Source organism: Sphingobium cyanobacteriorum, from assembly GCF_030580935.1.
GTDB lineage: Bacteria > Pseudomonadota > Alphaproteobacteria > Sphingomonadales > Sphingomonadaceae > Sphingobium > Sphingobium cyanobacteriorum.
Window position 1 is genome coordinate 933,022 of sequence record NZ_JAUQOM010000001.1, and the last position, 21,740, is coordinate 954,761.

Here is a 21,740-nt window from a genome sequence, read left to right on the forward strand (position 1 = left end):
AAATGCAGCGGCCGACCCGATCAGCCGGATCGGCCGCTGCTGTTTGTCACGCCTGTCAGGGGGATCAGGCCGCCTGGGCCGCGTCCTCACTGGCAGGCAGGCGGATGAGATAATCGAAGGCAGACAGCGCCGCCGTCGATCCCGCGCCCATGGCGATCACGATCTGCTTGTATGGCACGGTGGTGCAGTCACCCGCCGCAAAGATGCCCGGCTGGCTGGTTTCGCCGCGCGCGTCGATCTCTATCTCGCCACGGGGCGACAGGGCGATCGCATCCTTGAGCCATTCCGTGTTGGGGACAAGGCCGATCTGGACGAAGATGCCTTCCAGTTCCACGTCATGCTCGGTGCCGCTGTTGCGATCCTTGTAGGACAGGCCCGTCACCCGCTCACCATTGCCGTCCACCTTGGTGGTCAGCGCCGATGTGATGATCTTCACATTGGGCAGGCTGGCGAGCTTGCGCTGCAACACGGCGTCCGCGCGGAGCTGGCTGTCGAACTCGATCAGCGTCACATGGGCAACGATGCCGGCCAGGTCGATCGCGGCTTCGACCCCGCTGTTGCCGCCGCCGATCACCGCCACGCGCTTGCCCTTGAACAGCGGACCATCGCAATGCGGGCAATAGGCGACGCCCTTGTTGCGATACTCCTCTTCGCCCGGCACGCCCATCTGGCGCCAGCGTGCGCCGGTGGACAGGATGAGAGTGCGGCCCTTCAATGACGCGCCATTGTCCAGCACGACCTCATGATAGTCGCCCTCGGTCTTGGCAGGGATCAGCTTCGCGGCCTTTTGCAGGTTCATGATCTCGACATCATAATCCCGGACATGGGCTTCCAGGGCGGAGGCCAGCTTCGGCCCTTCGGTGCGCGATACCGAAATGAAATTCTCGATATCCATCGTGTCGAGCACCTGGCCGCCGAAGCGCTCCGCCGCAACGCCGGTGCGGATGCCCTTGCGCGCGGCATAGATGGCCGCCGCCGCGCCGGCCGGACCGCCGCCGATCACCAGCACTTCGAACGGGTCCTGGGCCTTGATCTTTTCCGCCGCGCGGGCTTCAGCGCCACTATCGATCTTGGCGACGATCTGTTCCAGCTCCATCCGGCCCTGGCCGAAAGGTTCGCCGTTCAGGAAGATGGTGGGCACCGCCATCACCTTGCGCGCATCGACCTCATCCTTGAACAGGCCGCCATCGATCGCGACATGGCTGATCCGGGGGTTGAGCACGCTCATCAGGTTGAGCGCCTGCACCACGTCAGGGCAATTCTGGCACGACAGCGAGAAATAGGTTTCGAACGCGAAATCGCCGTCCAGATCTTTTACCTGCTGGATCAGATCCTGCGCGGCTTTCGAGGGATGCCCGCCGACCTGGAGCAGGGCGAGCACCAGCGAGGTGAATTCATGCCCCATCGGCAGCCCGGCGAAGGTCACGCCAATGTCGGTGCCGACACGGCGGATCATGAAGCTGGGCTTGCGCTTGTCATTGCCGGTCGCGACCGAAACCTTGTCCGACAGTTCGGCGATCTCGGTCAGCAATTCCTGCATTTCGCGGGACTTTCCGCCTTCATCCAGCGACGCCACCAGCTCGATCGGCTGGGTGATGTTCGCCATATAGGTCTTCAACTGACCCTTGAGATTTGCGTCCAACATCTTGTGCGTCTCCATGGATAGAGCGTTTTCAAAGCAGGCGAAACCGCCTGCTGGCTTGGAAAACGCGGCAAACTCAAAAGCTGGAGCAGCCAAGCCGATGCATTCGGGCCGGGACTGCTTCAGCGCGCGCGACGATCCGCTCGCCGGGCGGTGCGACCCGAAGGCCCGGCGTTTGCGAACGAAGATAGCGATGAATGTCTGTATAAAAACCCTGCCGGGCCGGGGAGCAGTCTCGACCCGGTCCGGCAGGGGCCTTTTCAGGTCTTTTTTAGATCTTGCCGACCAGGTCGAGCGACGGGGCCAGGGTGGCTTCGCCTTCTTCCCACTTGGCGGGGCAGACTTCGCCCGGATGGCTGACCCAATATTGGAGCGCCTTGATCTTGCGCAGCAGTTCGGCTGCGTTGCGACCCACGCCCTCCGGGGTGATTTCCACAAGCTGGATCACGCCTTCGGGATCAAGCACGAAGGTGCCACGATCGGCCAGGCCAACGCCTTCACGCAGCACGCCGAACTGGTTCGAAATGTCGTGATTCTGGTCGCCCAGCATATAATAGTTGATCTTGCCGATCGCGGGCGACGTGTCGTGCCAGGCCTTGTGGCAGAAATGGGTGTCGGTCGACACGGAATAGACTTCCACGCCCATGCCCTGAAGGGTCGGGTAGATGTCGGCCAGATCTTCCAGTTCGGTCGGGCAGACGAAGGTGAAGTCGGCGGGGTAGAAGAAGAATACGGCCCACTTGCCCTTCACGTCGGCGTCGGTCACGTCGACGAACTTGCCTTCCTTGTACGCAGTGGCCTTGAAGGGCTTAAGGGGGGTGTTGATGAGAGCCATGGGCTTCCTGTTCCTCACATTGAATGTTGCGGTTGCGAAGCCCTCTTTAGGGACAGGCGCGATTCGGGGGAAATTGGTTTTATGAGATGTAGTGAGTGAGAAAAGCGATTACAGATCGCCATATTAATCGATCGCTTCACCCTATATGTCGAGCGCCTGATGCATCGCCTTTTCAACCATTGCCTGCGCTTCGTCGGGTGAAAAGGCCGAGCGGTCGAGGCACAGTTCGAGCCAGAGGCCATCCACCAGCGCGGTCAGACTGATCGCCGCGATCCGGGCCTGCGCGTCGGTCATGGCAGGCGCCGCAGCGCGCAGCAAGGATTCGAGTTGCGCACGGGAGCCGCCATAGACATCGGCATGGATCGCCGCGATCGCGGGATCAGACTTGACCAGGCTCCAGAAGGCGATCCATGTCGCCAGCAGATCGGGATCGAGCACCGGCGCCATGAAATTGGCCTGCAGGCAGGCGCGCAGTCGGTCGCGGGGATCGTCCCCCGCCGCATCGATCGCTGCGTCGAGCGCAGCCGACACCTTGGCCCCGACATCGGCATAGGTGGCCAGGACCAGTGCATTGACACCCTCGAAATAATGGGTGAGCAGGCCCGATGACACGCCGGCCTGCGCGCAGATTGCCCGCACGGATGTTCCGCCGACACCTTTTTCCGCCAGACAGCGGGCCGTCGCATCGATCAGCGCCTGCCGTCGCACGTCCGGCGTTTCCCTTACGAACCGCGCCCGTTCGCGCGCTCTGGTCACGCGACTCTCCTTCTTTGCGTCCATCATCATTCCCCCCGCCTTCCTTTGGGCGCAGCACGCGCGGGTGGCAAGGGATCGAACCCGGCGTTTCAGGGGTTTTCACGTCAAACCACCCTATGGGAGACAGAAATATGACGATGCGCGCGATCCTGATCCCGCTATTGACGCCCCTGTTGCTGATGGGCTGCGCCAAGGGACCGGACAGAGATATGGCTGCCAATAATGCATCGAGCGCCCCGATGGCGGACAATATCGATGACGCGGACGCGGTGGCGACCAACATCGCGCAGGCCGACGCGCGCCGGGCCACCGACGACTGGGTCGGTCGCTGGACAGGGCCGGAGGGGCTGTTCCTCGACATTCAGCCTTCCCCCGATGGCAAGCCGGGACATTATGCGCTGACCAACAAGGACAATCTCGACCGGCAAGGCGATTATACGGGCGTCGCGGACGGCACGACGATCCGCTTCGTGCGCGATGGCAAGGATCTGGCGATCCGGCCCGGCAAGGGCGAGGAGACAGGGTTCAAATATCTGGCCGGCAAGCAGGAGTGTCTGATCGTGGTGGCCGGGAAGGAGGGCTATTGCCGCTAGATGTTCAGTCCCGGCATTGCGTGCAGGGAAACGGCAAAAATGTGATGTGAGCGCGATGGGCAGGGTCGTGCCGTAACGCAGGGATCGTCATGCCGCGCCTGTTTGCGCATGACGAAGAAGGGGCAATCAGCCCCCTTCCCTTCGCCGCTTACGATCCCCATAGAGTTGACCCATGACCGACAGCCCCGCCCCCGCCGCACCAGATGCCGCAATCGAGATCCGAAATCTCACCAAAGTCTATAAGGGCGGCAAGCGTGCGCTTCAGGGTATCAACCTGTCCATCCCGCGCGGCCAGATTTACGGGCTGCTCGGTCCCAATGGCGCGGGCAAGTCGACCACGATCAATATCCTGGCCGGCATGGTGAACAAGACCGGCGGCGATGTCCGCATCTGGGGCTTCGACATCGACGCGCACCCCCGCAACGCGAAGAATTCGATCGGCATCGTGCCGCAGGAAATCGTCTTCGACCCCTTCTTCACCCCGTTCGAGACGCTGGAGAACCAGGCCGGCTTCTACGGCGTGCCCAAGGGCAGGCGGCGGTCGATGGAGTTGCTGCGCGCGGTGCATCTGGAGGACAAGGCGAACGCCTATGCCCGCACCCTGTCGGGCGGCATGAAGCGCCGGCTGCTGGTAGCCAAGGCGATGGTCCACTCCCCCCCGATCCTGGTGCTGGACGAGCCGACCGCAGGCGTGGACGTGCAATTGCGCCAGCAATTGTGGGAATATGTCCGCGCATTGAACGCGCTGGGCGTGACGATCGTGCTGACGACCCATTATCTGGAGGAAGCCGAACAATTGTGCGACCGCATCGGCATCATCAACCATGGCCAGCTCATCACCGACAAGCCGACCCGCGAATTGCTGGCGATGGCGCAGGAAAAGGTGGTGCAGGTGACGGTGGACCGCGACGTGGCCGTCGCCCCGGTCGCGCCCTGTTTCGAGAAGGTCGAACTGTCGGGCGACCGCACGCTCACCATCACCTATCTCAAGGACCGCGCCAATGCCGGCCAGGTGCTGAGCGCCGTGCAGGCGGGCGGCCTCGCCATCGTCGACGTGGTCACGCGCGACCCGGACCTGGAGGATGTGTTCCTGAATTTGACGGCGGCGGCCGAGTGACGGATGAAGCGCCTCTAGTTCCCCCTCCCACAAGCGGGAGGCGCGATCGGGGGGTGGGCCAGCACGGCCTTTCAAACCGCGCGCGACATCTTGCCTATTACCAATGACGATGTGATGACAAATATCGAAGGCGTGGTGTCGCATACCCAAGCGGCCCTTTCGCAAGCCCACCCCCGACCCGTCCCGCAAGTGGGAGGGGAGCAGGAAGAATAATGACCACCACCACGCATGACGTCGTCATCATCGGTTCCGGCGCAGCCGGCCTGACAGCCGCCATCAACCTGGCGCAGGACCGCAAGGTGCTGGTGCTGGCCAAGGGCGCACTGGATGGCGGGTCCACCAACTGGGCGCAGGGTGGCATTGCCGCCGTACTCGACGCCGGTGACAGTTTCGAGGCGCATGTCGAGGATACGATGGTCGCGGGCGCGGGCCTCAACGATCGGGCCACGGTCGAGTTCGTCGTGTCCGAAGCCCCCGCCGCGATCGAGCGGCTGGCTGACCTGGGCGTCCCCTTCAACGGCGGCGAGGCGTTCGGCAAGCGCTGGGACCTGACGCGCGAGGGCGGACACAGCCATCGCCGTATCGTCCATGTCGATGACGCCACCGGCCATGCGGTGCAGATCGCGCTTTTGAAGGCCGCCCGCGCCAATCCCAACATCACCCTGATGGACGATATGGTCGCCATCGACCTGATCACATCCCGCCATGGCGAACGCTATTCGGGCGACGGCCATGTCTGGGGTGTCTATGCCTTCAATAAAAAGACCCGCCGGGTCGAAGCGCTGCTGGGCAAGGCGACGATCCTGTGCACCGGCGGCGCAGGCCGCACCTATCTCTTCTCCACCGCCCCGCGCGGCGCGACCGGCGACGGCATCGCCATGGCCTGGCGCGCGGGCTGTCGCGTGTCGAACATGGAAATGAACCAGTTCCACCCGACCTGCCTCTATAATCTGGAGATCAAGAATTTCCTGATCACCGAAGCCGTGCGCGGCGAAGGCGGCCACCTGAAACTCCCCCCCGGCGTGCCGGGCGGCGGCGAGCGTTTCATGCCCCGCTTCGACCCGCGCGAGGAACTGGCCCCGCGCGACGTGGTGGCCCGCGCGATCGACCATGAAATCAAGCGCCTCGGCCTCGACTATGTCCATCTCGACATCAGCCACAAGCCGCCGGAGTTTGTGAAGCATCACTTCCCGACCATCTACGCCCGGTTGCTGGGCCTGGACATCGACATCACCAAGGAGCCGATCCCGGTCGTGCCTGCGCAACATTATACCTGCGGCGGGGTGGTCATCGATCTGGATGGCTGCACCGACCTGCCCGGCCTCTATGCCGCGGGCGAAGTCAGCGAAAGCGGCCTGCACGGCGCAAACCGGCTGGCGTCCAATTCGCTGCTGGAATGTTTCGTGTTCGGCGAGGCGGCAGCGCGGCATATCCGCGCCAACTGGGACAGCCTGCCCCCGCCCCCGCCGATCCGGCCCTGGGACGAAAGCCGCGTCACCAACAGCGACGAGGAAGTGATCGTCCAGCATAACTGGAAGGAAATCCGCCGCTTCATGTGGGACTATGTCGGCATCGTCCGCACCACCAAGCGGCTGGAGCGCGCCCAGCACCGCGTCACCCTGCTGGCGCAGGAGGTGGACGAATATTACGGCAATTTCCGGGTTACGCCGGACCTGATCGAACTGCGCAACCTGCTGGAGGTCGCGCGACTGATCGTGCGATCGGCGCTCCACCGCAAGGAAAGCCGGGGGCTGCACTATACGCTCGACTATCCCGAAACGCTGCCGCAGGCGGTGGACACGGTGCTGGCGCCTTAAAGCAAACCCGGCATCCTTTACCAAATGCCGTCATTGCGCGCGAAATTCTCGCCTTGAAAAAGCGGCGCGGCCATCCGGTATCGGGACGCCGCGCCATAGGGATGGGGGAGGGACACGCTGAAAGCGCATCGTGAACTTTCCTTATGACCGTTTCGCACGCCATGATTTGATGCGTGTCAAACCGCCAGAAAATCCTTGAACGCCGCGTTGAAACGGGCCGGCTGATCGGCCATCACCATATGGCCGCTGGGACCGATCGCCTTGAGCATCGCATCTTTCTTTACCGCATAGTCGGCACGGAAGCGGCGGGTGATGGCGGCGGCCTGCTGCGGGTCCGATCCGACCGCATAGACGACCGCCAGCGGTGCCGCAAAGCGCGACAGCTGCGGGCCAAGATCGGTATTGGCCAGGTCGCGCAGCGCATTGGCGATGACATCGGGATCGCTGCCCTTCGCGCCGGGCGCCCGCGCCACAATCTGCGCCAGATAACGCCGCCCCGCCGCCGTGCCGGTGAAATAGCCGCTGAGTTGATCGGCCAGGAAACCCATCCCGCTGGCCGTGCCGCCCACCATCGCCGCGCCGGCGGGCAGCATATCGACCACCATGACCCGGCCCGCCAGCCCTTTCAGGCCGACCAGCATCGCCAGCGTGCCACCCATCGAATGGCCGACGAGCGCGGGGCGCTTCAGCCCGGCGGCAGCGACATAGCGGGCGATCTCGTCGGCGATCGGCTGGAGCAGCGGACCGCTGCCATTGGCGTCGGCGGGCAGGCCGGCAAAGCCGCGCACCTGGACCAGATGATAACGACAACCCGGCAGGGCGCCGACCACCCCGTTCCAGATGGCGGGGCCACTGGCCAGGCCGGGGATCAGCAGCACGTCGCGGCCCGCCCCGCGCACCGTCACCAGGATGCGGCGCGATGTGAAGGGCGCGGCCTGCGCCATCCCGCCGGTCGCCACCATCCCCGCCGCCAGTCCGCCCAGCAGCAACGTCCGCCTGTCCATCTGCATCGTCATGCCGCCGCTATTGCCCGGTTGCCGCTGAACCGCAACTGAGCGCGCGCCGCAATGTCCGGGCACGTTCCCGCGTTCAGCCTCCTTACATCGCATTTGTGGACTCATTCGTCGCACGGGCCTTGCCGCCCATGGCTCGGCCCGCCCCTTATGCTATCCAAGAGAGTGCGGGGACGCCGATGACATCGAATGAACGCCGGGGCGGGTCTGCGCGCCTGGTCCTGTTGCTGGCGGCGCTGTCCGCCTGTGTGAGTGCACCTGAACCGCCGCGTGCGCAGGCCGCCGCGCCTGCCCCGCAAAAGCCTGTTCCCGGCGGTCCTCAGCCCACCACCAATACATGGCCGATCCGTGCCGTCGCCAACCCGCCACTCCCCTATCAGGATATCGACCAGCAGCAGACGCCACCACCGGCACTGGTCAATGTCGTGCGCAATCTGGGGCAGAGCTTCAACGGCCGGGTCGGCATCGCGGTGCGGCGGATCGGGGCCGACTGGACCGTCGCCTGGAACGGCAACGCCCTGTTCCCGCAACAGAGCGTGTCGAAACTGTGGGTGGCCATGACCTTCCTCGACGCGGTGGATCGCGGCAAGCTGCGCATCACCGACACGGCAACGATCACGCGCAACGACCTGACCCTGTTCCACCAGCCGACCGCCGCGATGCTCAAGGACGGGATGTGGACCACCAGCTATTCCGACCTGATGCGCCGGGCGATGACCCAGAGCGACAATACCGCCAACGACACGCTGCTGCGCGCGGTTGGCGGGCCGGAAGCCGTGCGCGCCTTTCTGGCACGGCGGATGATCCGGGACATCCGCTTCGGGCCGGGCGAGCGGCTGCTGCAATCGGCGACGGCGGGGCTGGACTGGCGGCAGGATTATGCGATCGGCCGCAATTTCTACGCCGCCCGCGCGAAGCTGCCGATGGCGGTGCGCGTGAAAGCGCTCGACAAATATCTGGCCAATCCGCCGGACGGCGCCGCCCCCGCCGCGATTGTCCAGGCGCTGGCGAAGCTGAAACAGAACGAGATGCTGTCTAGCGCCTCGTCCCGCCTGCTGCTGACGATCATGTCGGAGGCCAAGACCGGGCCGCAGCGGATCAAGGGCGGGGTGCCGCCGGGCTGGTCCTATCTGCACAAGACCGGGACGGGCCAGGATTTGCCGCCACGCTCCACCGGATTCAACGACATCGGCATCATGACCGCGCCGGACGGGACCAGCTATGCCGTGGCGGTGATGATCGGATCGACCACCGTGGGCATCCCCGAACGCTGGGCGCTGATGCAGGCGGTGGCAAAGGCGGTCGCGGCCAATCATCAGGCGCGATAGAGGGGCTGGAGGGGGCGCGCCTTACCCGCAATTTTGTGGTCGCATCGCTGACGCAGAAAACCGTTTCCCACTTTTCTGCGCGATGCTCTATCCCCCTTCCCCATGACCCAGAATCACCTCTATCTCGTCGATGGCAGCGGCTATATCTTCCGCGCCTATCATCAGCTTCCGCCGCTCACCAACCAGCATGGCCAGCCGGTCGGCGCGGTCTATGGCTATACGACGATGCTCTGGAAACTGGCAGAGGAACTGGGCAAGGCCGAAGGCCCGACCCATATGGCGGTGATCCTGGACAAGGGATCGCACACCTTCCGCAACGACATGTACGACCAGTATAAGGCGCACCGCCCGCCCGCGCCCGAAGACCTGGTCCCGCAATTCCCCATGATCCGCGACGCGACCCGCGCTTTCTCCCTGCCCTGTATCGAGGAAGCCGGGTATGAGGCGGACGACATCATCGCCACTTATACCAGGGCGGCGGTCGCGGCGGGATGGCATGTCACCATCGTCAGTTCGGACAAGGATCTGATGCAGCTGATCCAGCCGGGCGTCGACATGTACGACACGATGAAGAATGAGCGGCGCGGCGCCGATTATGTGATGACCAAGTTCGGCGTCCGGCCCGATCAACTGGGCGACGTGCTGGCGCTGATGGGCGACAGCGTCGACAATGTGCCAGGCGTGCCGGGAATCGGGCCGAAAACCGCGTCGAAACTGATTACCGAATATGGCGACCTGGAATCGGTGCTGGCCGCTGCGCCGGACATGAAGAAATCGAAGATGCAGGAAAATCTGATCGCGAACGCTGAAATGGCGCGGCTGTCGCGGCGCCTGGTGGCTTTGCACGACACGATGGACCTGCCCGAACCGCTGGACGATCTGGCCTTGAAGGGCATTCCGCCCGAACCCTTGCAGGCTTTCCTGTCGCATCATGGCTTCAAGACGCTGCTCAATCGGCTGGGCGCGCCGGCCGCGGCGGTCGCGATGGCGGCAACCGCGGCAGTGGCGAGCGACAATGCGCCCCCCCCGCCGCCGCCCCATGCGGCCGAACCCGCGATCGACCGCAGCCTGTATGAAACGGTGGTAACGCAGGACGCCCTCGACCGCTGGATCGCCGCCGCCCATGCCGAAGGTCTGGTCGCCGTCGACACCGAGACGGACATGCTCGACTGCGTGTCCTGCGGCCTGGTCGGCATCAGCCTGGCGGTGGGGCCGAACAAGGCTTGCTACATCCCGGTCGGTCATGGCGGCACCGACATGTTCGCCGAACGGCCGGAGCAACTGGACAAGGCCCTGGTTCTGGCGAAGCTCAAACCCCTGCTGGAGGATGACGCCATCCTCAAGATCGGCCAGAATCTGAAATATGACATGACCGTGCTGCGCCGGCACGGCATCGAAATCGCGCCCTATGACGACACGATCGTCATGAGCTTCGACCTGGACGCAGGGCAATCGCTGGCGGGCCATGGCATGGACGAAGCGGCGCGGGTCCATCTCGATCATCAGTGCATCAGCTTCAAGGAAGTGGTCGGCACCGGCAAGAGCCAGATCAGCTTTGCCGAAGTGCCGCTGCCCCGCGCGACCGAATATGCGGCCGAGGATGCCGATGTGACGCTGCGCCTGTGGAAGCGGTTCAAGACGCGCATCGCCAATGAAGGCGCGAACCGCGTCTATGAACTGGTGGACAGGCCGCTGGTCGGCGTGATCGCGCAGATGGAGCATCGCGGGATCAAGGTCGACCGCGAGCATCTGTCGCGCCTGTCGGCCGAATTCACCGCTGGCATCGCCGCGCTGGAAACCGAAATCCACGCCATCGCCGGCCAGCCTTTCGCGATCGGATCGACCCAGCAACTGGGCGCGATCCTGTTCGACAAGCTGGGCTACAAGGGCGGCAAGAAGGGCAAGTCGGGCGCCTATTCCACCGACGTCACCATCCTGGAGCAACTGGCGGCGCAGGGCGCGCCGATCGCCAGCAAGGTGCTGGAATGGCGGCAATTATCGAAACTGAAATCAACCTATACCGACGCGCTCCAGGCGCAGATCAACAAGGATACGGGCCGCGTCCATACCAGCTATTCGCTGACCGGGGCGCAGACCGGGCGGCTGTCCTCGACCGATCCCAATCTCCAGAATATCCCGATCCGCACCGAAGTCGGCCGGCAGATCCGCCATGCCTTCATCGCGGAACCCGGCAATGTCATCCTGGCGGCGGACTATAGCCAGATCGAACTGCGGCTGGCGGCGCATATGGCCGACGTGCCGGCGCTGAAAGAGGCGTTCGCGGCCGGGGAGGACATTCATGCCGCGACCGCGATGCAATTGTTCGGGGAGGTCAATCGCGACACGCGCGGGCGGGCCAAGACGATCAACTTCGCCATCCTCTACGGCATTTCACGCTGGGGGCTGGCGGGCCGGCTGGAAATCAGCGCGGACGAGGCGCAGGACATGATCAGCCGCTATTATGAGCGCTTTCCGGGCATCAGCATCTATATCAACGAGACGATCGAAAAGGCGCGAGAGCGCGGCTATACCGAGACGCTGTTCGGGCGGAAAACATGGTTCCCCCGCATCAGGGCGGCGGTCCAGCATGAACGGCAGGGCGCGGAGCGCGCCGCGATAAACGCCCCGATCCAGGGCACCAGCGCTGACATCATCAAACGGGCGATGGCGCGCATGGGCCCGGCACTGGAAGCGGCGGGGCTGCCGGGCGTGAAGATGCTGTTGCAGGTGCATGACGAACTGGTGTTCGAGTTGCCGGAGGGCGACGTGGAGGCGGCCAGCGCCGTGATCCGCCGCGTCATGGAAACGGCGGCGGAGCCGATCGTGAAACTGAGCGTGCCCTTGGGCGTGGAAATCGGCACGGGGCCGAGTTGGGGCGCGGCGCATTGATGGCCTGAAATCGAAGAATATGTGAGATGCCGGCGTTCGCCGGGATGGCGGACGGAAAGGAGCAATTTTGTTCGTCATGCCAGCGAAAGCTGGCATCGCGCTTTCTCTTCCAAGCTGCCAGCAACAGAAAAAAGGCCGGCCCAAACCGGACCGGCCTTCCATCAATCGAACAGCTCCTCCAGAAAGCTCTTCTTGCGCTTCCTGGGATAGCCCTGCCCGTCGTTGCGATAGTCGCGGTCCGGGCGGTAGCTGGGTTGGGCGAAGGGCGCGGGCTGGGGCGGCGTCGCGCTTGCCTGCCCGGATCGCTCGATGATCTTGTCCAGTTCGCCCCGGTCCAGCCACACGCCCCGGCATTGCGGGCAATAGTCGATCTCTACCCCCTGCCGGTCCGTCATGGCGAGGCCGACATGACAGACCGGGCAGAGCATGGCCGACACGGCCGCCTGATCCCGCATTATTCACGCTCTCCGGTCAGGTTCAGCAGCGCCTGGAACAGGTTGACGAAGTTCAGGTAGAGCGAAAGCGCGCCCATGACCTGCATCTTTTCCGCGACCTCATGCCCGGCGAAGGCGAAATAGTCCGACTTGATGCGCTGCACGTCCCAGGCGGTCAGGCCGGTAAAGATCACCACCGCCAGGATCGACACCACCATCGCCATCATCGACGATCCGATGAAGATGTTGATCAGGCTGGCGACCAGGATGCCGATCAGGCCCATGATCAGGAAGCTGCCCATCTTCGTCAGGTCGCGCTGCGTGGTATAGCCCCACAGCGCCATGGCGAGGAACATGACAGCGGCCGAGAAGAAGGCCTGCGCGATGCTGCCGCCGGTAAAGACCAGGAAGATGCTGGCCATCGACACGCCCATCACGGCGGAAAAGGCCCAGAAGGCCATGCGCGCGCCGGCAGTCGTCATCTTGTCGATGCGGAAGCTGAAGAAGAAGATGAACGCCAGCGGCGCGAAGATCGCGACCCATTTCAAGGGCGTACCAAAGATCGCGGCCGCCAGCGGCGGGGTGCTGGCGATCGCGAAGGCGACGAGGCCGGTGATGACCAGGCCCAGCCCCATATTGCGGAAAACGCCGAGCATGTGCGCGCGCAGACCGGCATCGGTGTCGACCGACCGGCTGGCGCCAAAGCCCGGTGTGCGAACGGGATTATTCATGGGAAACACGCACTCCATCCTAATGTGGTTCGAGTGGCCCGGTGCGGTCTCCTGCGACGACGAGAGGGGGCAAATCGCCGCAAAACCTGCACCGGGCACACCCGATGCGGTCCGACATCGCGACAGGATCAGGGGGGAAATCCATGTCGCCAGAGGGGCCCGGCCCGCATCGACTATATTGGGAGGGAAACGCCCCCGTGCAAGGGCGGGGCGCATGGGCAATATTTTATTACAAATAGCGCGCTGTCCGGGAAGGATTGACCCCCGCGCCGTCTCGCGACATGGCTTGCCACCATGTCCGACGACCAGCATATTCCCGCGCCGCTGCGCCTGTTCAACAGCCTGACCCGCACGATCGAGCCTTTCGCCCCGATCGAACCGAACCATGCGCGCGTCTATAGCTGCGGCCCGACCGTCTATAATTACGCCCATATCGGAAACCTGCGCGCCTATGTCTTTACCGACACGCTGCGCCGGACCTTGTTGTGGAAGGGGCTGAATGTCACCCACATCATCAACATCACCGATGTCGGCCATCTGACCAGCGACGCCGACGCGGGCGACGACAAGATGGAGGCGGCGGCGCGGGCCAGCGCGAAAAGCATCTGGGATATCGCCGCGCACTATACCCAGGCGTTCAAATCGAACATCGCCGCGCTCAACATCCTGTCGCCCAGCGAATGGACGGTCGCCACCGACTATGTGCCGCAGATGATCGCCTTTGCGGAAAAAATCGCGCCGGATCATTGTTATGAACTGGACAGCGGCCTTTATTTCGACAGCAGCAGCGTGCCCGATTATGGCGCGCTGGCGGGCGGCCGGGACGACGCGGCACCCCACAAAACAGAAATGGCGCGTATTGATCCGGTGGCGGGCAAGCGCAACCCGTCCGACTTCGCGATCTGGCGCAAATCGCCGCCGGGCGAGCAGCGCCAGATGGAATGGGACAGCCCCTGGGGCAAGGGCGCGCCGGGCTGGCATCTGGAATGTTCGGTCATGAGCCAGGCCCGCCTCGGCCAGCCGTTCGACATTCATACCGGCGGCATCGACCATCGCGAGATTCATCATCCCAATGAAATCGCCCAAAATCAGGCGTTCCATGCCTGCTGCGGTCAGGGCGTGGGAGCGGCGACGGCGGGCTTCACCGGCGCGCGCTGGTGGATGCACAATAATTTCCTGGTCGATCGCCAGGGCAAGATGAGCAAGTCCAGGGGCGGTTTCACCACCCTCTTCTCGCTGGTCGATGCGGGCGTGCATCCCCTCGCCTACCGCCTGCTGTGCCTGGGCGCCCATTACCGCAGCGAGCTGGAGTTCAGCGCGGACAATCTGGCGGCCGCGCTGACCCGGCTGAAGCGGCTGGTCATGAGCGTCGAGGGGCTGAAGGCACGGGCCGAGGGCGTCACCTGGCAATCGCCGCGAATCGACTATCTGCGCGCCAACATGCACCCTAAACTGGCGCCGCTGCTGGAACAGTTCGACGCCGCGATCGCCGACGACCTGATGACCCCGCGCGCCCTGCCCCTGCTGGAAGAGGCGACGGCCATGAAGAAGGTGCCGGTGGACGAAAAACTCTGCCTGATCGCCGCCTTCGACCAGGCGCTGGGCCTCAACCTGATGACGCTGACCCGCGCCGACCTGCGGGTGCAGCCGAAGGACGCGCAGATCACGCCGGAGGAGATCGAGGCCGAACTGGAACGCCGCACCGCCGCGCGGGCGGAGAAGAATTTCGCCCTGTCGGACGAGATTCGCGACGCGCTGATCGCGCGCGGGGTGGAGGTGATGGATGGCGATCCGTTGCGTTGGGACTGGCGGCTGACGCTGGGCTGACCGTCGCGCGCCTTGACCTCCGCCCCGACTCGACCCATGAGATGGTTGGATCGAAACTTGCGGGGGCAAAATGCGTTTTTCCACGCGCTGTTCGGTTATTCTGTTGGGACTGGTCCTGCCCGCGCCGTCCGCTCTGGCCCTGACGCCACCCAGCTTTTCTGTTACCGACCCCCATCATAGCCGTCTGCGCCAGCTTGAAAGTCGGGCATTCGCCCTGTTCAACAGCGACGATTATGCACTGTCCATGTCGCAAAAGACCCGCGACGCCTGGAAGCGACTGCACGCTGCGGCGATGAAAACGAAAGTCGGCGGCAAGCCGCATCCGCTGGCCGGCGTCGCGCTCATCAACCTGTCATCCATGGACCAGATCGACGGCAGGAATCCCGATGCGCTCGCCCGGTCGACCGAAGGGCTCGCGCTGCTCGCCCCCTTTGCCGACGCTTATCCGATCGCCTGGATGCAGGGCCTGTCGATCAGGGGCTTTGTCCAGGTCGCGCTGGGCGATGTCGCCGGCGGGGCGGATATCCTGGCGCAGGCGAGCCACTATATGGACGGCTATATCGCCCGCACGCCAGCGGACAAGCTGGACAAGGACGCGCATATGCTGCGCTCCAACATCGCCTTTTCCCATGCGCAGGCGCTGACCCGGCTGGGCCGCAACGCCGAAGCCGTCGAGGCGCAGAAGGCCAGCATGGAGGCGCGGATCGCCGCCGCCGGCCCGGACAGCGCCGACACGATCGGTTCCTACTACACCTATGCCCAGATGCTGGCCCGCGCCGACCGCGACGCGGAGGCGGAAAGCTATGCCCGGCTGGCCGTCGACAAGGCGACCGACCATGTCGACCGCAAGCATCCCAGCTACGCCCGCGCGCTGGAGGCGCTGGGGCTGCTGCTGTCGCGTACGGGGCGGCGGGCCGAGAGTCTGGACTATCTGCAACGCGCGATCGCGATCAAGCGCGAGACGGTGGGGACCGACAGCCTGTATTTCCAGTTCGGGTTGCAAAATCTGGGCACGGTGCTGCTGCCGCTGGAACGCTATGCCGACGCCGCACCATTGTTCATGGAGGCGGAAAGCGGCTTTCGCAGGATCGAGGGCGAGAACAGCCCGCAATCGGCGCGCGCCCTGGCCTTCGGCGCGTCGGCCGGCATCGCCGAAGGGCGGCGCGACGAAGCGATCGAGCAATTGAAGGCTGCCCTGGCGCGAGTGCGCGCGGGGTCGGACAAGGACCGTGACATCGGCCAGCGCGTCTATCCCTATCTGATCCCCGCGCTGATCGCCGCCGGCCGCGCCGAGGAAGCGCACGCCGCCGCCGCCACCTTCGCCGCCGAAACCCGGCAACTGGACAATGCCCCCGCCTTCCCGCTGGCGCAGGCGGCGATGCTGGCGGCCTGGACCGCCCCGGATCGCGCCGGGTTGCGCGAGAGCGCACGGCGGCTGGCGGGCGTTCTGCGCGATGGCGCGACACTGAACGACAATGGCGAACTGACCGAGGATCAGCGCGCGGGCCTCGACACCCTGCTGGCGGTCGCGGCGCAGACGCAGGATGGCGCGCTGGCGCTCGACGCGATGGCGGTGCTGGCGGGATCGCGCATCGCGCAGGCCAATCGGCTGGTGGCCCAGCGGCTGGTGGCCGATCCGGCGCTGGCCGCGCGGGTGCGGGAGGTGCAGGACCGGATCAAGGCGCTGGAGGCGGCGGACAGCCGGTTGCTCAGGGCGCTGGCCACCGACCGGGACGTGGCGGCGGCGCGCGCGGCGCGCGCGATCGTGGCCGCCGATGTCGAGGCGGCGCGCAGCGCGCTTGCCCGTGACTATCCCCGCTGGGTCGAGGCACGCGGCGGCGAACGGCCCGATCTCGGCGCGCTGCGCACGGGATTGGCCAGGGACGAGGCAATGCTGGCGGTGATGCCGGCCTTCGATGGCGTCTATCTGCTGGCAGTCGGTGCGGACGGGGCGCGGGTGGAACGGGCGACAATGGGGCGCGCCGCCCTGGTGGCGCTGGTCAACCGGCTGCGCGGATCGCTGACGCCGGCGGGGTTCGACCGGGCCGCGGCGCAGGACATCTACGCTCAGATCTTCACGCCGGGCATTCTGGCGACGCTGGGCAAGGCGCGCACGCTGCGGATCGTGCCGACAGGGGCGTTCGCCTCCCTGCCCTTCGCCATGCTGCCGCAGCGGCCAGTGGCGCGGGTCGATCGCGACACGCCCTGGCTGATCCGCCGCTTCGCGATCGAGGTGCAGCCGGGCTTTGCGACCGGGGCCAGCGCACGCAGCCGGATCGCCGCGCGGGACCAGCGCTTCCTGGGCATCGGCGCGCCCCAGAGTTTCGCCAGCGGGTCCGGGTCAGGCCAGCGGGGCGGCGCGATGCTGGCGGCCAATCACTATTTCCGCAATGGCGGCGCGGACATTCATGCCCTGTCCGAACTGCCGCCGCTGCCCGGATCGCTGACCGAGCTGGAAGCGGTGGCACAGCGCTTCGGCCCGGATCATGCCACCCTGCTGGTCGGCGCGGCGGCCAATGAGGGCGCCCTGCGCAGCCGTGACCTGTCGCCCTATGGCGTGATCCTGTTCGCCACCCACGGGCTGGTCAGCGGCGAGATGGAGGGCGTGACCGAACCGGCGCTGGTGCTGTCTCCGCCCGCCGCCGCGACCCCCGGCGAGGACGGGCTGCTGACCGCGTCGGAGGTCGCCGCGATGCGGATCGCGGCGGACTGGGTGATCCTGTCCGCCTGCAACACAGCGGCGGGCGAAAATGGGCAGGCGGCGGCCTATTCCGGGCTGGCGCAGGCGTTCCGCTATGCTGGCGCGGGGTCGCTGCTGGTGTCGCACTGGCCGGTGCGGGACGACGCCAGCGCGTTCGTGACGCTGGAGACGGTCAAGGGCGCGAACCGGGGCCTGCCGCGCGCGGTCGCGTTGCAGCGGGCGATGCTCAAGCTGATCCGGTCGCGGCAGGATGGCGCGGCCCAGCCCTATATCTGGGCGCCCTTCATCCTGATGGGGCATTGATAGGGACAAGTCCCTATAGGTTCCCCGATGCGGAAGGCGGATAGGTCGCTGCGACATTGTCCACCAGAGGAATTTTCCGATGATCGCGCTTGAAACCCGCCACGGCTTTCGGTTTGCCATGCGCCTGGCGACACATGAGGATGAACCGGCACTGGCGGATTTTTTCGCCCAGGTCACGGATGAGGACCGCCGCTTCCGCTTCCTGTCGGCGGTGCGTCAGGTCAGTCCGGGACATCTCCACGCCATGACCGACTTCGCCTATCACCGGCATGAAACATTCCTGGCCTTCACGCCGGGCGGGCAAGCCATCATCGCCGCGGCCACGCTGGCGGTGGATGAGGCGGGCGCGACCGGCGAAGTCGCCATTTCCATCCTGCCCGACCATAAGGGCAAGGGAATCGGCTGGACGCTGCTGGATCATGTCGCGCAGGAGGCGCGGCAATGGGGCGTCACCAAACTCCAGTCGATCGAGAGCCGGGACAATCGCGCCGCCATCAGCCTGGAGCAGGAAATGGGCTTTACCGCCCGCCCGATCGAGGATGAACCGGGCGTGGTGCTGCTGGAGCGGGCCTTTTAGCCCGCTTCGAGAGCCGCACCGGCCTCCATCCAGATTTCCTCGGCCGCTTCCAGCTTCTTTTCGACCGCGGCACGCTTCACCATCAGTTCGCTGGTGGTCAGCTTCGCTTCCGGCCCGCTCGCGCTCTTGGGGTCGAACAGCACCGCGTCGATGCGCTTGCGCTCGGCGATGAGGGTCGCCATTTCGCGCTCCGCCTTGTTGACCGCGTTCTTGAGCAGCTTCTGCTTTTCGCGCCATTCGGCCGCAGCCTTCTTGTCGGCCTTGCGATCAATCTTCGGCGCATCGCCGCCGCCGCCATTGCCGTCCGCCTTGCGCAGGATGATGTCGGTATAATCGTCAAGGCTGCCGTCGAACGGCTGGGCGGTGCCATTGTCGACCAGCACCAGCCGGTCGGCCACCAGTTCGATCATGTGGCGGTCATGGCTGACGATCACCACCGCGCCGCTATAATCGTTCAGGGCCTGCACCAGCGCCTCGCGACTGTCGACATCCAGATGGTTGGTCGGTTCGTCGAGGATCAGCAGGTGCGGCGCGTCGCGGGTGATGAGGGCGAGCGCCAAGCGCGCCCGTTCGCCGCCGGACATGGAGCCGACCTTCTGCGTCGCGCGCTCGCCGGAAAAGCCGAAGCGGCCAAGCTGGGCACGCACCGCGCCCGGCGTCGCGCCCTTCATCACGCGGGTCATATGTTCCAGCGGCGTGTCGGTAACGTCGAGTTCCTCCACCTGATATTGGGTGAAATAGCCGACATTCATCTTGGCCGAGCTTTGCATCGTCCCCTCCATCGGGGCCAGTTGCGCGGCGATCAGGCGGGCCAGCGTCGTCTTGCCATTGCCGTTGCGGCCCAGCAGCGCCAGCCGGTCGTCCGGGTCGATGCGCAGGTTGATGCGCTTCAAGATCGGTATGTCGGTATAGCCGACCGAGGCCATGTCCATGGTGATGAGCGGGGGCCTGAGTTCGGCCGGACTGGGGAAGCCGAAATGCAGGGTCGGGTCCTCGATCGCGGCGGCGATCGGTTGCATCCGCGCCAGCGCCTTGGCACGGGACTGGGCCTGTTTGGCGGTCGAGGCGCGGGCCGAGTTGCGGGCGACATAATCCTGCAACTTGTCGCGCTCCGCCTGCTGCTTGGCGCGGGCGGATTCGAGCTGGGCCAGCCGTTCGGCGCGCTGCCGCTCGAACGCATCATAACCGCCGGGATAGAGCGTGACCTTCCCGCCTTCCAGATGCAGGATATAATCGACCACATTGTTGAGCAGGTCGCGTTCGTGGCTGATGACCACCACGGTGCCGCGATAGGCCTTCAGGAAATTTTCCAGCCACAGCGTCGCTTCGAGGTCGAGATGGTTCGACGGTTCATCGAGCAGCAAAAGGTCGGGGTTGGAAAAGAGCAGGGAGGCGAGCGCCACGCGCATCTTCCATCCGCCCGAATAGCTGTCGAGCGGGCGCCCCTGCATTTCCTCGTCGAAGCCCAGGCCCACCAGGATGCGGGCGGCGCGGGCGGGCGCGGTATAGGCGTCGATCGCGGTCAGCCGCTCATAGATATGACCCAGGCGATCGGGGTCTTGGGTATGCTCCGCCTCCGCCATCAGGGCGGCGCGTTCCTTGTCGGCTTCGAGCACGGTATCGAACGGGGTCGCGGTGCCCGACGGGGCTTCCTGCGCGATATAGCCCAGCCGGGTGTCGCGGGGCATGTCGCACGATCCTTCGTCGGGATCGAGCTGGCCGATCATCACCTTCATCAGCGTGGACTTGCCCGCGCCATTGCGGCCGATGAGGCCCACGCGGCTGCGCGGCGGCAGGGCGGCGGTGGCACGATCGAGAATGGTGCGGCCGCCAAGGCGCACGGTGATAGCATTGAGATTCAGCATGGGCGCGCCCTTAGCATGGGTGCGCGGGGGCGCAAAGGCGGCTTGGCGGCGTTTTAAAAGGCCGCGCGTGGCAAGATGAACGGACGGCAGGAGAGAGCCGGCGGCATCATGACGGGGCGTGGAACAGGGAGGATTTTGGAAAGCATCGCCCTGTCAGGCCGTGCAACGCAGCCGTGCTGCGGCAGGGAATGCAGGGGGAGACGGATTGGCTGATTGATATGCAATCATGATATATCAAGTCTTTAGCATGTCTGTGCCACTATTATAATGATGCCAGGCCATGATCGCGGCAGCGCCGCGATGGGGACGCCAGGCTTGCGCGAGCGCACGGGTCTGTTTTTCGTCCGGCCGTTCAGGCAGGCCCAGGATGCGGCCAATCTCGATCTGCACGGCCAGGTCGCCAGCGGGCCAGATGTCGGGGCGTCCTTCGGCGAACAGCAGGTAGATTTCCGCCGACCAGCGGCCGATCCCCTTGATCCGCACCAGTTGGGCGATCGCATCCTCATCGTCCTGCGGCAACGCATGCAGATCGAGCGCGCCCGACAGCACCAGTTCGGCAAGACTACGGGCATAGCCCTGCTTCTGGCGGGACAGGCCACAGGCCCGCAACGAATCGAAGTCGCGTGCCAGCAACGCCTGCGGCGTGCAGCCCGCGCCCAGCGCCGCCTCCAGCTTGCGCCACACCGCGGCAGCGGCGGCCACGCTGACCTGCTGGCCCACGATGGTGCGCAGCAAAGTTTCATAGCCAGGTTCCCGCACGCGCGGCGGCGGATAGCCGACCCGGCCGATCGCGGCCTGGAAAGCCGGCTCCAGCGCGGCGATGGCGTCCAGCCCGGCCCGTATCTGATCGGCGGTCGTTACCATCGTCTTTCCGTTCGGCCCTTGATTTCCCGGCGCCTGTCAGCCAGAGCGGCGGGGAAAATTTCAAGGGAATGGGATAGATGCCGAAACTGATCGTGGTCAACCGTGCGGGTGAGGAACAGGCTGTCGATGGCGACAATGGCCTGTCGGTGATGGAAGTCATTCGCGACAGCGGTTTTGACGAACTGCTGGCGCTGTGCGGGGGCTGCTGCTCCTGCGCCACCTGCCATGTCTATGTCGATCCGGCCTTTGCCGATATCCTGCCGACGTTGAGCGAAGATGAAAACGACCTGCTCGATAGCAGCGAGCATCGCACCGAAACCAGCCGCCTGTCGTGCCAGTTGGTGATGTCCGACGCGCTCGACGGCCTGCGCGTCACCATCGCGCCGGAAGACTGATCGAACGATCCGCCGCATAAGTGGCCATGGTTCCGTGCAGGCGGGACCATGGC

At 65.2% G+C, this 21,740-nt stretch carries 17 protein-coding genes; 9 read left to right on the forward strand and 8 right to left on the reverse strand.

Annotated elements, in window-relative coordinates:
- Positions 1-64: 64 nt before the first annotated feature.
- The 3 genes from ahpF to betI form a co-directional block, all read right to left on the reverse strand.
- On the reverse strand, positions 65-1,645 hold the full coding sequence (gene ahpF / locus Q4610_RS04555) for an alkyl hydroperoxide reductase subunit F (RefSeq protein ID WP_304534802.1): 1,581 nt from the start codon (positions 1,643-1,645) through the stop codon (positions 65-67).
- A 268-nt stretch (positions 1,646-1,913) separates the two neighbouring features.
- Positions 1,914-2,477 carry an alkyl hydroperoxide reductase subunit C gene (ahpC, locus tag Q4610_RS04560; protein WP_304534803.1) on the reverse strand — a complete coding sequence of 188 codons (564 nt, stop codon included), beginning with the start codon at positions 2,475-2,477 and terminating at the stop codon, positions 1,914-1,916.
- Between the two features lie 141 nt (positions 2,478-2,618).
- The gene (gene betI, locus Q4610_RS04565; RefSeq protein ID WP_425262528.1) at positions 2,619-3,257 is read right to left on the reverse strand and encodes a transcriptional regulator BetI; all 639 of its coding nucleotides are present in this window, start codon (positions 3,255-3,257) and stop codon (positions 2,619-2,621) included.
- 107 nt (positions 3,258-3,364) lie between these two features.
- Here betI and Q4610_RS04570 point away from each other — a divergent pair, with 107 nt between their 5' ends.
- The 3 genes from Q4610_RS04570 to nadB all read left to right on the forward strand — a co-directional run bounded on the left by Q4610_RS04570 (position 3,365) and on the right by nadB (position 6,760).
- On the forward strand, positions 3,365-3,826 hold the full coding sequence (locus Q4610_RS04570; RefSeq protein ID WP_304534805.1) for a hypothetical protein: 462 nt from the start codon (positions 3,365-3,367) through the stop codon (positions 3,824-3,826).
- Positions 3,827-3,998: 172 nt separating this feature from the next.
- Positions 3,999-4,943 (forward strand): ABC transporter ATP-binding protein, encoded by a 945-nt coding sequence (locus Q4610_RS04575; protein WP_304534806.1) that lies wholly within the window; start codon positions 3,999-4,001, stop codon positions 4,941-4,943.
- A gap of 212 nt (positions 4,944-5,155) precedes the next feature.
- Entirely contained in the window at positions 5,156-6,760 is a 1,605-nt protein-coding gene (gene nadB / locus Q4610_RS04580; protein ID WP_304534807.1) for an L-aspartate oxidase, read from the forward strand.
- A gap of 176 nt (positions 6,761-6,936) precedes the next feature.
- Here the strand turns inward: nadB and Q4610_RS04585 are convergent, their stop codons facing one another.
- Entirely contained in the window at positions 6,937-7,776 is an 840-nt protein-coding gene (locus Q4610_RS04585; RefSeq protein ID WP_304534808.1) for an alpha/beta fold hydrolase, read from the reverse strand.
- Between the two features lie 176 nt (positions 7,777-7,952).
- On the opposite strand from Q4610_RS04585, the gene Q4610_RS04590 reads away from it, so the two are divergent.
- A complete protein-coding gene (locus Q4610_RS04590; RefSeq protein ID WP_304534809.1) occupies positions 7,953-9,101 on the forward strand; it encodes a serine hydrolase in 1,149 nt (382 codons plus the stop codon).
- A gap of 102 nt (positions 9,102-9,203) precedes the next feature.
- Positions 9,204-11,990: a DNA polymerase I gene (gene polA, locus Q4610_RS04595; protein ID WP_304534810.1), complete on the forward strand. Its 2,787-nt coding sequence runs from the start codon at positions 9,204-9,206 to the stop codon at positions 11,988-11,990.
- Positions 11,991-12,151: 161 nt separating this feature from the next.
- Here the strand turns inward: polA and Q4610_RS04600 are convergent, their stop codons facing one another.
- Together Q4610_RS04600 and Q4610_RS04605 are read right to left on the reverse strand one after the other, a co-directional pair.
- Positions 12,152-12,445: a TFIIB-type zinc ribbon-containing protein gene (locus Q4610_RS04600; RefSeq protein WP_304534811.1), complete on the reverse strand. Its 294-nt coding sequence runs from the start codon at positions 12,443-12,445 to the stop codon at positions 12,152-12,154.
- The gene (locus tag Q4610_RS04605) at positions 12,445-13,155 is read right to left on the reverse strand and encodes a Bax inhibitor-1/YccA family protein (RefSeq protein ID WP_304534812.1); all 711 of its coding nucleotides are present in this window, start codon (positions 13,153-13,155) and stop codon (positions 12,445-12,447) included. The genes Q4610_RS04600 and Q4610_RS04605 overlap by 1 nt, the downstream gene beginning before the upstream one ends.
- Positions 13,156-13,449: 294 nt before the next feature.
- Here Q4610_RS04605 and cysS point away from each other — a divergent pair, with 294 nt between their 5' ends.
- The 3 genes from cysS to Q4610_RS04620 all read left to right on the forward strand — a co-directional run bounded on the left by cysS (position 13,450) and on the right by Q4610_RS04620 (position 18,563).
- The gene (gene cysS / locus Q4610_RS04610; RefSeq protein ID WP_304534813.1) at positions 13,450-14,982 is read left to right on the forward strand and encodes a cysteine--tRNA ligase; all 1,533 of its coding nucleotides are present in this window, start codon (positions 13,450-13,452) and stop codon (positions 14,980-14,982) included.
- Between the two features lie 70 nt (positions 14,983-15,052).
- Positions 15,053-17,986, forward strand: a complete 2,934-nt coding sequence (locus Q4610_RS04615; RefSeq protein ID WP_304534814.1) for a CHAT domain-containing tetratricopeptide repeat protein — start codon at positions 15,053-15,055, stop codon at positions 17,984-17,986.
- Positions 17,987-18,065: 79 nt separating this feature from the next.
- Entirely contained in the window at positions 18,066-18,563 is a 498-nt protein-coding gene (locus Q4610_RS04620; protein WP_304534815.1) for a GNAT family N-acetyltransferase, read from the forward strand.
- Here the strand turns inward: Q4610_RS04620 and Q4610_RS04625 are convergent.
- On the reverse strand, positions 18,560-20,428 hold the full coding sequence (locus Q4610_RS04625; protein ID WP_304534816.1) for an ABC-F family ATP-binding cassette domain-containing protein: 1,869 nt from the start codon (positions 20,426-20,428) through the stop codon (positions 18,560-18,562). The two genes, Q4610_RS04620 and Q4610_RS04625, sit on opposite strands and share 4 nt — an antisense overlap.
- Positions 20,429-20,662: 234 nt before the next feature.
- Positions 20,663-21,292, reverse strand: coding sequence for a DNA-3-methyladenine glycosylase family protein (locus Q4610_RS04630; RefSeq protein ID WP_304534817.1), 630 nt, complete (start codon positions 21,290-21,292; stop codon positions 20,663-20,665).
- A 77-nt stretch (positions 21,293-21,369) separates the two neighbouring features.
- On the opposite strand from Q4610_RS04630, the gene Q4610_RS04635 reads away from it, so the two are divergent.
- Positions 21,370-21,687 (forward strand): 2Fe-2S iron-sulfur cluster-binding protein, encoded by a 318-nt coding sequence (locus Q4610_RS04635; protein WP_304534818.1) that lies wholly within the window; start codon positions 21,370-21,372, stop codon positions 21,685-21,687.
- The last annotated feature ends 53 nt before the right edge of the window (positions 21,688-21,740 follow it).

Coding starts and splice junctions, on each gene's coding strand:
- ahpF (WP_304534802.1), bottom strand. CDS start 1,645: ATGTTGGACGCAAATCTCAAGGGTCAGTTGAAGACCTATATGGCGAAC.
- ahpC (WP_304534803.1), bottom strand. CDS start 2,477: ATGGCTCTCATCAACACCCCCCTTAAGCCCTTCAAGGCCACTGCGTAC.
- betI (WP_425262528.1), bottom strand. CDS start 3,257: ATGGACGCAAAGAAGGAGAGTCGCGTGACCAGAGCGCGCGAACGGGCG.
- Q4610_RS04570 (WP_304534805.1), top strand. CDS start 3,365: ATGACGATGCGCGCGATCCTGATCCCGCTATTGACGCCCCTGTTGCTG.
- Q4610_RS04575 (WP_304534806.1), top strand. CDS start 3,999: ATGACCGACAGCCCCGCCCCCGCCGCACCAGATGCCGCAATCGAGATC.
- nadB (WP_304534807.1), top strand. CDS start 5,156: ATGACCACCACCACGCATGACGTCGTCATCATCGGTTCCGGCGCAGCC.
- Q4610_RS04585 (WP_304534808.1), bottom strand. CDS start 7,776: ATGACGATGCAGATGGACAGGCGGACGTTGCTGCTGGGCGGACTGGCG.
- Q4610_RS04590 (WP_304534809.1), top strand. CDS start 7,953: ATGACATCGAATGAACGCCGGGGCGGGTCTGCGCGCCTGGTCCTGTTG.
- polA (WP_304534810.1), top strand. CDS start 9,204: ATGACCCAGAATCACCTCTATCTCGTCGATGGCAGCGGCTATATCTTC.
- Q4610_RS04600 (WP_304534811.1), bottom strand. CDS start 12,445: ATGCGGGATCAGGCGGCCGTGTCGGCCATGCTCTGCCCGGTCTGTCAT.
- Q4610_RS04605 (WP_304534812.1), bottom strand. CDS start 13,155: ATGAATAATCCCGTTCGCACACCGGGCTTTGGCGCCAGCCGGTCGGTC.
- cysS (WP_304534813.1), top strand. CDS start 13,450: ATGTCCGACGACCAGCATATTCCCGCGCCGCTGCGCCTGTTCAACAGC.
- Q4610_RS04615 (WP_304534814.1), top strand. CDS start 15,053: ATGCGTTTTTCCACGCGCTGTTCGGTTATTCTGTTGGGACTGGTCCTG.
- Q4610_RS04620 (WP_304534815.1), top strand. CDS start 18,066: ATGATCGCGCTTGAAACCCGCCACGGCTTTCGGTTTGCCATGCGCCTG.
- Q4610_RS04625 (WP_304534816.1), bottom strand. CDS start 20,428: ATGCTGAATCTCAATGCTATCACCGTGCGCCTTGGCGGCCGCACCATT.
- Q4610_RS04630 (WP_304534817.1), bottom strand. CDS start 21,292: ATGGTAACGACCGCCGATCAGATACGGGCCGGGCTGGACGCCATCGCC.
- Q4610_RS04635 (WP_304534818.1), top strand. CDS start 21,370: ATGCCGAAACTGATCGTGGTCAACCGTGCGGGTGAGGAACAGGCTGTC.